We start from the raw sequence: 10583 nt of genomic DNA on the forward strand, positions 1-10583 counted from the left end.
ATTCACGGGGGTGAAGAAAGGAACGGGGGGCCACCGAGATCACCGGCCACGGGGGACCAGGTGATCTCGGGGGAGCAGGGGGAGGAACAAGGGATCTCCGGACACCGTCCCGGAACACCGGAGGTCACGGGGGATCACGGGGGACCACGGGGGAAGAGAGAGTGGGGCTGGAGGGCCGGGGGTCCGTCCAGTCCCGCTTTCGTGTTCACGGCCCGTACGCCGGCAAGAGCACCGTGTCGGCCGCCGGACGCCCGACCGGCGCCAGGTACCGGACCGGTGCCGCTCACGCCGCTCAGGCTGCCGTACGGCTCCCGCGCTTGCCCACCCACGCCGCCGAGGCCAGCCGCCCCAGCGCCTCGTCCCGGTCGCAGGCGTACGCGCCGAGCGCGGTCTGCCGAGCCACGATGGAACGCTCGGCGCGCATCAGCCGCCAGCCGCGCCGCAGCAGGAACGGCACCGACTTGCGGCCCTCCTTCAGATCCCGCACGAACCGCCGCCGGAACGTGGTCACCGCGCCGCGGCTCAGACACAGCGCGTCGGCGAGAACACCCAGGTCGCGGCAGCGGGCGACGATCTCCGCGGCGAAGATGCCCTCCGCGATGAACACGGGCGCCTCGCCGATGTCCACGGTCGTGGCGCCGGTGCGGGCGCTGAGCGAGATGTCGTACACCGGCACATCGGTACGGCCACCGTGGCACAGGTCGACGATCGCGCCGACGGCGGCGTCCGCGTCCCAGGAGTCGGGGTGGTCCCAGTCGATGTCGGAGGTTCCCTCCACCAGCGGGAGCGTCGGGTCGTCGGCCTCTTTGTAGAAGTCGTCGAGCCGGAGCACGGGAAGGCCGGACCGGGCGGAGAGAAGGGACTTGCCGGAGCCGGAGGGGCCGCAGAGCAGCACGACGCGCGCGGACAAGGGCGGATGGGAACTCACGGGACACCAGTGTGAGGCATCCCCCGCCCGTCGAACGACCCCGCGGGTCGACTTTGATGCATGTGTCACGTCTCAACTACGCTGCGCGCCGATACGATTACGTCTCGTAGCCCGTTCCAGTAGCAGAGGTGGCGTTGGCGATGGCCCGACACGACTCCCCCCACACACCGGCCGCCCGGCGGGCGCTGGCCGCACTCGCGACGGCGGGCGTAGCCCTCGGCGCGGGCGCGACGACCGCCTCCGCCGCCGACACCGACCCGGTGGTCGACGTGATGCGCACCCGCCCCACGACCCTCGGCAAGATCGACCCGCAGGCCGGCCTGACCGCACTGACGGGAACGGTCGGTCATGTCACGGGCCCGGTCGCCGGCCTCAAGCCCAACCCGCTCGCCGGCACGGGCGTGGACCCGCTGGACAACGGCGTCGGCACCCAGCTCGCCGACTTCAAGCCCCTCTCCTCCCAGGCCCTGACAGGCCCGGTCGCCCAGGCGGAGTCCCTCGGCGCGATCCCCGGAGTCGGCCAGGTCACCGGCCTCCTGGGCGGCGTGCAGGGCGGGCCGCTGGGCTGACCTTGCGGCAGGCGCGAGTGCGCCCCGGCCCGTGCGCGGCCCCCTTCACGACCGCGGCCCGTCGACCCTGCTCCACGAGCGAGGCCGACAGCCCGGAAGGAGCGGTCGGTCCGGGCAGCGTCATGCCGTGCCGCGCGACAGCGCAGAAGGGCCGCGGCTCCTCCGGACGGAGAGGAGTCGCGGCCCTGCTTGTGGGGGGTGGCGTGCGGGGGTCGGGTCAGTAGGAGGAGCCCGAGGCGCCCAGGGAGCCCGTGGGGTGCCAGACCGTCTTCGTCTCCAGGAACGCCGTCATGCGGTCGAGGCCCGGCGTCGCCGTCCAGTCGTCCACAGGCTGTGGACGCAGGACGCGCTTCAGGTTGTCGGCCGCCGCGATCTCCAGCTCCTTCGCCAGCGCCTCGTCGGCGCCCGCCAGGTCGATCGCGTTGACGTCCTGGTGCGCGGCGAGCGGGGTCGCGATCTCCGCCGTACGGCCGGAGAGGATGTTGACCGTTCCGCCGGGCACGTCCGACGTGGCCAGTACCTCACCCAGGGACAGGGCCGGCAGCGGCGACTTCTCCGACGCCACGACCACCGCCGTGTTGCCGGTGGCGATCACCGGCGCGAGCACCGACACCAGGCCCAGGAACGACGACTCCTGCGGGGCCAGCACGGCCACCACACCCGTCGGCTCGGGCGAGGACAGGTTGAAGTACGGGCCCGCGACCGGGTTGGCGCCGCCGATCACCTGCGCGATCTTGTCGGTCCAGCCCGCGTACCACACCCAGCGGTCGATCGTGGCCTCCACGACGACGGCCGCCTTCGACTTCGACACGCCCTCCGCGTCGGCGACCTCGTGCACGAACTGGCTCTTGCGGCCCTCCAGCATCTCCGCGACGCGGTACAGGACCTGGCCGCGGTTGTACGCCGTCGCGCCCGACCACGCGCCGAACGCCTTGCGCGCGGCCACCACCGCGTCACGGGCGTCCTTGCGGGACGACTGCGGGGCGTTCGCCAGCCACTTGCCCTTGTGGTCCGTCACCTCGTACACCCGGCCGCTCTCGGAACGCGGGAACTTCCCGCCGACGTACAGCTTGTAGGTCTTCAGTACGGAAAGCCGATCAGACATCGAGGTACGCCTCCAGGCCGTGGCGGCCGCCCTCGCGGCCGAAGCCCGACTCCTTGTAACCGCCGAACGGCGAGGTCGGGTCGAACTTGTTGAACGTGTTGGACCAGACGACACCGGCCCGCAGTCTGTTCGCGACGGCGAGGATGCGGGAGCCCTTCTCCGTCCAGATGCCCGCCGACAGGCCGTACGGCGTGTTGTTGGCCTTGGCGACCGCCTCGTCCGGCGTGCGGAACGTCAGGACGGACAGCACCGGGCCGAAGATCTCGTCGCGGGCCACCGTGTGCGCCTGCGTGACGTTCGTGAACAGTGTCGGCGCGAACCAGTAACCCGACGACGGCAGTTCGCACGCCGCCGACCAGCGCTCGGCGCCCTCCGCCTCGCCCCGCTCCACCAGCGAGGTGATCCGCGCGAGCTGCTCCTCGGAGTTGATCGCGCCGATGTCGGTGTTCTTGTCCAGCGGGTCACCCAGCCGCAGCGTCGACAGACGCCGCTTCAGCGACTCCAGCAGCTCGTCGTGGACCGACTCCTGCACCAGCAGCCGGCTGCCCGCGCAGCACACCTGCCCCTGGTTGAAGAAGATGCCGTTGACGATGCCCTCGACGGCCTGGTCGATCGGGGCGTCGTCGAAGACGATGTTGGCGCCCTTGCCGCCCAGCTCCAGCGTCACCTTCTTGCGGGTGCCCGCGACCGTACGCGCGATCTCCTTGCCGACGGCCGTGGAACCGGTGAACGCCACCTTGTCCACGTCCGGGTGCGCCACCAGCGCGGCGCCCGTGTCGCCGTACCCGGGAAGAATGTTCACGACACCCTTCGGCAGGCCCGCCTGACGGCAGATGTCCGCGAAGAACAGCGCGGACAGCGGCGTCGTCTCGGCCGGCTTCAGCACGACCGTGTTGCCCGTCGCCAGCGCAGGGGCGATCTTCCACGCCAGCATCAGCAGCGGGAAGTTCCACGGGATGACCTGGCCGGCCACGCCCAGCGGACGCGGGTCGGGCCCGAAACCGGCGTGGTCCAGCTTGTCGGCCCAGCCCGCGTAGTAGAAGAAGTGCGCCGCCACCAGGGGCAGGTCGGCGTCCCTCGCCTCCTTGATCGGCTTGCCGTTGTCCAGCGTCTCCAGGACGGCCAGCTCACGGCTGCGCTCCTGGATGATCCGCGCGATGCGGAACAGATACTTGGCGCGCTCCGAGCCGGGCAGCGCGGACCACTTCTCGAACGCCCTGCGGGCCGCCTTCACCGCGCGGTCCACGTCCTCGGCGCCCGCCTGGGCGACCTCGGAGAGGACCTCCTCCGTGCTGGGGCTGACCGTCTTGAAGACCTTGCCGTCGGCCGCCTCCGTGAACTCGCCGTCGATGAACAGGCCGTAGGAGGGGGCGATGTCGACGATCGAGCGGGACTCGGGCGCCGGTGCGTACTCGAACGCGGAAGACCGCTTCTCGTTGCTCATGGTGATCAGTCCACCGTCACGTAGTCGGGGCCGGAGTAGCGGCCGGTGGCCAGCTTCTGACGCTGCATCAGCAGATCGTTCAGAAGCGAGGAGGCGCCGAAGCGGAACCAGTACGGGTCCAGCCAGCCCTCGCCGACGGTCTCGTTGACCAGGACGAGGAACTTGATCGCGTCCTTGCTGGTGCGGATGCCGCCGGCCGGCTTCACGCCGATCTGGATGCCGGTCTGCGCACGGAAGTCCCGCACCGCCTCCAGCATCAGCAGGGTGTTGGCCGGGGTCGCGTTCACGGCGACCTTGCCGGTCGAGGTCTTGATGAAGTCCGCCCCGGCCAGCATGCCGAGCCAGCTCGCGCGGCGGATGTTGTCGTACGTCGACAGCTCGCCGGTCTCGAAGATCACCTTCAGGCGGGCGTCCGTGCCGCAGACGTCCCGCACGGCGGCGATCTCCTCGTACACCTTCATGTAGTTCCCCGCGAGGAACGCCCCGCGGTCGATGACCATGTCCACCTCGTCGGCGCCGGCCGCGACCGCGTCCCTCACATCCGCGAGCTTCACGCTCAGCGCGGCCCGGCCGGCCGGGAACGCGGTGGCGACGGAGGCGACCTTCACTCCGGAGCCCGCGACGGCCTCCTTGGCGACGGCCACCATGTCGGGGTAGACGCAGACCGCCGCGGTGGAGGGCGTGGTGCGGTCGGTCGGGTCGGGACGGACCGCCTTGGCGCCGAGCGCCCGGACCTTGCCCGGGGTGTCCGCGCCTTCCAGCGTCGTCAGGTCGACCATCGAGATGGCCAGATCGATGGCGTACGCCTTGGCGGTCGTCTTGATGGAGCGGGTGCCCAGCGCGGCGGCGCGCGCCTCCAGGCCGACCGCGTCGACGCCGGGCAGCCCGTGCAGGAAGCGGCGCAGCGTGCTGTCGGACGCCGCGACGTCCGAGAGGCTGTGGGCTGCGATATGTGCATTCGTGGGCATGGTCACCAGACGAGCATATCTACGCGCGTAGCGGCTGTACACCCCGAGCACGGATCCGGGCCGGGAAACGAGCGGAGACGACGGGGTGCCCGACCGGCCGCTCGGTCGCCCCGCACGGGCGTACGGCACAATCGGCCACATGAGCACCCCGCGCCCGTCCTCCTCCGCGCCGCAGGCCCCCGAGTCCCCGGACCGCGTCTACCGGTCCCCCTCAGGCATCGCCGCCGGTGTCCTGCTGCTGGCCGTCATCGCCTGGCTCGGCATCGACGCGATCGTCGTGGGGCACGGCAGGACCCCCTGGCTGGCGCTGGCCGCGCTGATCCTCCTGGTGCCCGCCGTCACCGCCTTCACGCTGCGTCCCGCCGTCCTCGCCAACGACCACCGGCTGCGCGTCCGCAACCCGCTGCGGGTCATCACCCTGCCGTGGGGGCAGATCGAGATGTTCCGCTCCGGCTACACCAACGAGGTGTTCGACAGGGCCGGCACCAAATACCAGCTGTGGGCCGTGCCGGTCTCCCTGCGCGCCCGCAAGCGCGCCGCGAACAAGCAGGCCCGCATGGAGGCCGCCAAGCGGGGCGACGGCAAGAGCCGGGGCATGTTCGGGCTGGGCCCGGTGGGTGTGCCCGGCGGCCCCGAGGCCGAGCCGGACGGCCCGGCGCGCGCCGAGGGCGACAAGATCATGGACGAGCTGAAGGAACTGCTGGACGCGCGCGGCCCGGCGGCGACCTCGCAGGGCGAGGTGACCGTGCGCTGGGCGTACGAGGTCATCGCCCCGGTCGTGGTGGGCGCGGTGCTGCTGGCCGTGCTGTCGGCGGTGGCCTGACCTGCGGCAGACCCGCCCCCGCCCCCTGAAGTCACAGCTGCGGCTACGGCGCGCTGGGCCACACCAGCACCATGTACGCGCTGAAGTACGCACCCACCGTCACCGCCGCCCCCAGCATCAGCACCCGGTAGCGGCGTGAGGCGCGCAGCAGGTGGCGGGCCACGGGGAGAAGGAGCGGGAAGGCGGGCAGCAGGAAGCGGGCGCGGGGGAAGTACACGCCGCCGCTGCCCAGCACGATCAGCAGCATGACCCCGGAGAACACCAGCAGCGGCAGCGGCTGCCGGTCCCACACCGACAGCGCGTACAGCACCGCCGACACCAGCAGCGTCGCCGTCACCAGCACCAGGAACAGCTCCGGCGTCGAGTCGTACATCAGCAGATTCCGCATCCGGCGCAGGGTGTGCAGCCCGCCGTCCCACTCGTTGTGCCACATCCGCTGCACGGCGAAATAGCCGTCCCAGCGGTGCAGCCGCAGGCCCACCCAGCCGACGTAACCGCACCAGCCGAGCGGGGCCAGCAGAGCCGCCGTCAGCGCGCGGGCGGAGAAGCCGCGGCGCAGCGACAGCAGGGCCGTCACCGTCACCGCCGCCGCCAGTGCGATGCCCGTCGGGCGGGTCAGGCCGGCGGCGACCGCCAGGCCGGCCGCCCACAGCCACCGGCGGGTCAGGACCGCGTACAGCGCCCAGGCGGTGCACGCCGTGAACAGGGACTCGGTGTAGCCCATCCACTGCACGAGGCCCACCGGCAGCGCGGCCCACAGCGTGGTGAGGAGCACCCCGGTGCGGCGGTCGTACAGACGGTCCCCGACGGCGAACACGCCCCACGCCGCGACCAGCGACGCCACGATCGCGAGGCCCAGGCCGGCCGAGGCGGCGCTGCCGGGGGTGACGGCGGCGAGCGCCCTCACCAGCATCGGGTAGAGCGGGAAGAAGGCGAGGTTGTTGGCGTCGAAGTCCGAGCCCAGGTCGCGGGCGTAGCCGTGCTCGACGATGCCGAGGTACCAGAGGGCGTCCCACTGGTCGGCGAGGATCGGCCACACGCCGTGGCGCTGCCGGTGCGCCCACAGCGCCAGCACCCACAGCCCGGTCAGCCGCACCGCGAGATACGCGGCGAGGGCCGGGGCGGCCCGGCGCAGCGCCGCCCGAAGCACGCCCGTCCGTGCTCGGGGGAGCGCGACGGTGCGGGGCCGGACGGCCGGGACGTGCACGCTCTGGGCGGTGTCGGGGGCGGTCGGGGACACGGCGGCCTCCAGCGCTCGGCGGGCGGTACCGGTACACCGTTGCCCGGCCCGGGCCGCCTCGGCGGCAGCGGGGGAGCGCTGTCGGCCCGAAATCACCCGATGGGGCGCCCCGTGAGGGACGCCCCATCGAAAGGAAGCCGTACGCGGGTCAGATGCCTGCGGCGGACGCCAGATCGCGCTTCACGGCGTCCAGCAGCTCCGTCGCCTTCGCCCGCGCCGCCGGCAGGTCGGCGTGGGACGCGACCGGCACGACGACCTCCAGGTAGCACTTCAGCTTCGGCTCGGTGCCGCTCGGGCGGACGATGACCCGGGCGCCGTCCAGGGTGTAGCGCAGGCCGTCGGTGGGCGGCAGCTTGTCCGTGCCCTGCGTGAGGTCCTCGGAGCGCACGATCGCCAGGCCGGCCAGCCCGGTCGGCGGCTGCTCCCGCAGGCGGCGCATCGCACCCGCGATGACCGACAGGTCCTCCACGCGCACCGAAAGCTGATCGGTGGCGTGCAGGCCGTGCTCCACGGCGAGGTCGTCGAGCAGGTCGAGAAGGGTGCGGCCCTCCTCCTTCAGCTGCGACGCCAGCTCCGTGATCAGCAGGGCGGCGGTGATGCCGTCCTTGTCGCGCACACCGTCGGGGTCGACGCAGTAGCCGAGGGCCTCCTCGTAGCCGTACCGCAGGCCCTCGACACGGGCGATCCACTTGAAGCCGGTCAGGGTCTCCTCGTACGGCAGCCCGGCCTTCTCGGCGATACGACCGAGCAGCGAGGAGGAGACGATCGACTCGGCGAACGTGCCGGTCGCGCCCCGGCGCACCAGGTGGGCGGCGAGCAGTGAGCCGACCTCGTCGCCGCGCAGCATCCGCCACTCGCCGCCGTCCTTCACGGCGACGGCGCAGCGGTCGGCGTCCGGGTCGTTGGCGATGACCAGGTCCGGGTCGGCCTCGCGGGCCCGGGCGAACGCAAGGTCCATCGCGCCCGGCTCCTCCGGGTTGGGGAAGGCGACCGTCGGGAACTCCGGGTCCGGGTCGGCCTGCTCGGCGACGACGACCGGCTCGGGGAAACCGGCGCGGGCGAACGCGGCGAGCAGTACGTCCTTGCCGACGCCGTGCATCGCCGTGTACACCGTGCGGGCGGTGCGCGGGGAGCCGTCGGCGAGGACGGCGTCGGTGCGCGCCAGATAGGCGTCGAGGACGGCGTCGTCGAGGATCTCCCAGCCACTGTCCGGCCGGGGGACGTCCGCGAGGGCCTTGACGGCGGCGATCTCCGCGGCGATGTCCGCGTCGGCGGGGGGCACGATCTGCGAACCGTCGCCGAGGTACACCTTGTAGCCGTTGTCGCGGGGCGGGTTGTGGCTGGCGGTGACCTCCACGCCCGCGACGGCGCCGAGATGCCGTATGGCGAAGGCGAGCACGGGCGTGGGCAGCGGGCGCGGCAGCACGGCGGCGCGCAGCCCGGCGCCGGTCATCACGGCGGCCGTGTCCCGGGCGAAGTCGGCGGACTTGTGGCGGGCGTCGTAGCCGATGACGACGAGGCCGCCGGCCTGGCCGTTCTTCCTCAGATACGCCGCGAGACCCGCCGCCGCGCGGATGACGACCGCGCGGTTCATCCGCATCGGCCCGGCGCCCAGCTCACCGCGGAGCCCGGCGGTGCCGAACTGAAGTGTGCCGGCGAAACGGGCGGTCAGCTCCTCGATGTCGCCGGCCCCGATCAGCGCGGCCAGCTCGGCGCGGGTGTCGGGGTCGGGGTCCTCGGCCAGCCAGGCCTCTGCCCGGGCGATGACGTCGTCGTGCACGGTCGGTTCAGCCTCTCCTCGTCGTGGTCGTGCGTGCGCGTGCCCTACAGGCGGCCGAGCACCTGCGCCAGCAGGGAGCCCATCCGGGCGGCGCTGTCACGGCCGGCCTGGAGGACCTCCTCGTGGTTCAGCGGCTCGCCCGTCATACCGGCGGCGAGGTTGGTGACCAGGGAGATGCCGAGCACCTCGGCGCCCGCCTCACGTGCGGCGATGGCCTCCAGCACCGTCGACATGCCGACCAGGTCGGCGCCGATCACGCGGGCCATGCGGATCTCGGCGGGGGTCTCGTAGTGCGGGCCGGGGAACTGGGCGTACACGCCCTCCTCCAGCGTGGGGTCGATCTCCTTGCACAGGGCGCGCAGCCGCGGCGAGTACAGGTCGGTCAGGTCGACGAAGTTGGCGCCGACGATGGGGGAGGTGGCGGTCAGGTTGATGTGGTCGCTGATCAGCACCGGCTGGCCGGGGCGCATGCCCTCGCGCAGGCCGCCGCAGCCGTTGGTGAGCACGACGGTCTTGCAGCCGGCGGCGACCGCGGTGCGCACGCCGTGGGCGACGGCGGCGACGCCGCGGCCCTCGTAGTAGTGCGTACGGCCCAGGAAGACCAGGGCGCGCTTGTCGCCGATGCGGTACGAGCGGATCTTGCCGCCGTGGCCCTCGACCGCCGGGGGCGGGAAGCCGGGCAGCTCGGTGACCTGGAACTCGGCCTCGGGCGTGCCGAGCGCGTCCACGGCCGGAGCCCAGCCGGAGCCCATCACGAGGGCGACGTCGTGGGTCTCGGCGCCCGTGAGTTCGCGCAGGCGCGCGGCGGCGGCGTCGGCGGCGGCGTGCGGGTCGCCCTGGATGTCGTCCGGAAGAAGAGATGCGTTCACGGGGTCGAGGGTAGCCGAGCTTCGCCTACGCGCGTAGATGACGGAGCTGACGGGAACGGGATCGTTGCGTTGTCGTTTCCGACGAACCCCTTCCGACCGGGGGTGCGTGTCCCGCCCTCTCGCGCAGTTCCCCGCGGCCCCTTTGCCACGGGGGTGCCGGTGACGCCGCCCTGCGCAGTTCCCCGCGCCCCTTTTCACCGGCGTGCCGGTGACGCCCTTGTGCGCAGTTCCCCGCGCCCCTTTTGGGGTGCGTGCGGTTTCGTTGTTCACCGCGGGCCGGTGGGGGGCGTTCGCGCAGTTCCCCGCGCCCCTTTCGTTTGGCGGGGGCCATCGTTTTCACCTGCGGGCCGGTGGGGGCTGGTCGCGCAGTTCCCCGCGCCCCTTTGTGTGTGCCTGGGGCTTCGTTGTTCACCTGCGGGCCGGTGGGGGGTGTTCGCGCAGTTCCCCGCGCCCCTGATGCCTGCGGCGGCCCCCTGGTGTGAGTGCGTGGCTGGTGTAGCGCCGGCTGTCCGGTGGTGGGGTCGGGGCCGCGCCGGGGGGTGTCCGTCCTCGGTGCGACGCCCTGCCTCTCAGATCCTTGCCCTGCGTTTTCGCCGCACGCTGCGGGCGGGCACCCCCCGACACGTCCCCTTCCCGCCGTACGCGGCTGCGGCCCGCCACCGGCCGACCCAGGCCGGCTACGGTCCGCCGCGTATGCGGGTGCGTGTGCGGGGCGCGGGCGCGTGTGCGGGTGCGGGCCGGCCCGGGCCGGGCTCGGGTCCCTGGCGTGGGGCGGCTCTGTGTCTCTCCACCCACGGGGCGGACGCCGAATGGCGCGCCCGTGGCGGGGGAGAGCCGCCGATGGCGGGGAGGGGGTG

General features: G+C 72.7%; 9 protein-coding genes. 2 read left to right on the forward strand and 7 right to left on the reverse strand.

Features of this window, described 5'->3' with window-relative positions; genetic code table 11:
* Positions 1-292 precede the first annotated feature (292 nt).
* Positions 293-997, reverse strand: a complete 705-nt coding sequence (locus MTQ10_RS21830) for a uridine kinase family protein (protein WP_247471055.1) — start codon at positions 995-997, stop codon at positions 293-295.
* 71 nt (positions 998-1068) lie between these two features.
* On the opposite strand from MTQ10_RS21830, the gene MTQ10_RS21835 reads away from it, so the two are divergent.
* On the forward strand, positions 1069-1497 hold the full coding sequence (locus tag MTQ10_RS21835) for a hypothetical protein (protein ID WP_247471059.1): 429 nt from the start codon (positions 1069-1071) through the stop codon (positions 1495-1497).
* A gap of 217 nt (positions 1498-1714) precedes the next feature.
* Here the strand turns inward: MTQ10_RS21835 and MTQ10_RS21840 are convergent, their stop codons facing one another.
* The 3 genes from MTQ10_RS21840 to deoC are packed head-to-tail and all read right to left on the reverse strand — an operon-like array spanning position 1715 to position 5014.
* Complete coding sequence (locus MTQ10_RS21840; protein ID WP_247471064.1) at positions 1715-2602, reverse strand: aldehyde dehydrogenase family protein; 888 nt, start codon at positions 2600-2602, stop codon at positions 1715-1717.
* Positions 2595-4046, reverse strand: coding sequence for an aldehyde dehydrogenase family protein (locus MTQ10_RS21845; protein WP_247471067.1), 1452 nt, complete (start codon positions 4044-4046; stop codon positions 2595-2597). Before MTQ10_RS21845 ends, MTQ10_RS21840 begins: the two co-directional genes overlap by 8 nt.
* A gap of 5 nt (positions 4047-4051) precedes the next feature.
* On the reverse strand, positions 4052-5014 hold the full coding sequence (gene deoC, locus MTQ10_RS21850; RefSeq protein ID WP_247471070.1) for a deoxyribose-phosphate aldolase: 963 nt from the start codon (positions 5012-5014) through the stop codon (positions 4052-4054).
* Between the two features lie 139 nt (positions 5015-5153).
* Between deoC and MTQ10_RS21855 the strand changes: the two genes are divergently transcribed.
* Positions 5154-5837: a PH domain-containing protein gene (locus MTQ10_RS21855; RefSeq protein WP_247471072.1), complete on the forward strand. Its 684-nt coding sequence runs from the start codon at positions 5154-5156 to the stop codon at positions 5835-5837.
* 43 nt (positions 5838-5880) lie between these two features.
* Here the strand turns inward: MTQ10_RS21855 and MTQ10_RS21860 are convergent, their stop codons facing one another.
* From MTQ10_RS21860 to MTQ10_RS21870, 3 genes are all read right to left on the reverse strand, one after another.
* Positions 5881-7077, reverse strand: a complete 1197-nt coding sequence (locus MTQ10_RS21860; RefSeq protein ID WP_374117664.1) for a hypothetical protein — start codon at positions 7075-7077, stop codon at positions 5881-5883.
* Between the two features lie 148 nt (positions 7078-7225).
* Entirely contained in the window at positions 7226-8857 is a 1632-nt protein-coding gene (locus tag MTQ10_RS21865) for a phospho-sugar mutase (protein ID WP_247471075.1), read from the reverse strand.
* A 44-nt stretch (positions 8858-8901) separates the two neighbouring features.
* A complete protein-coding gene (locus MTQ10_RS21870) occupies positions 8902-9726 on the reverse strand; it encodes a purine-nucleoside phosphorylase (protein WP_247471079.1) in 825 nt (274 codons plus the stop codon).
* Positions 9727-10583: the final 857 nt, after the last annotated feature.

This window comes from Streptomyces sp. XM83C, assembly GCF_023072675.1.
In the GTDB taxonomy this organism is placed as follows: Bacteria; Actinomycetota; Actinomycetes; order Streptomycetales; family Streptomycetaceae; genus Streptomyces; species Streptomyces thermocoprophilus.

Bases quoted from the DNA above. Each gene is read 5' to 3' on its own strand.
- MTQ10_RS21845 (WP_247471067.1), bottom strand. From the start codon at position 4,046: ATGAGCAACGAGAAGCGGTCTTCCGCGTTCGAGTACGCACCGGCGCCC.
- MTQ10_RS21855 (WP_247471072.1), top strand. From the start codon at position 5,154: ATGAGCACCCCGCGCCCGTCCTCCTCCGCGCCGCAGGCCCCCGAGTCC.
- MTQ10_RS21840 (WP_247471064.1), bottom strand. From the start codon at position 2,602: ATGTCTGATCGGCTTTCCGTACTGAAGACCTACAAGCTGTACGTCGGC.
- MTQ10_RS21835 (WP_247471059.1), top strand. From the start codon at position 1,069: ATGGCCCGACACGACTCCCCCCACACACCGGCCGCCCGGCGGGCGCTG.
- deoC (WP_247471070.1), bottom strand. From the start codon at position 5,014: ATGCCCACGAATGCACATATCGCAGCCCACAGCCTCTCGGACGTCGCG.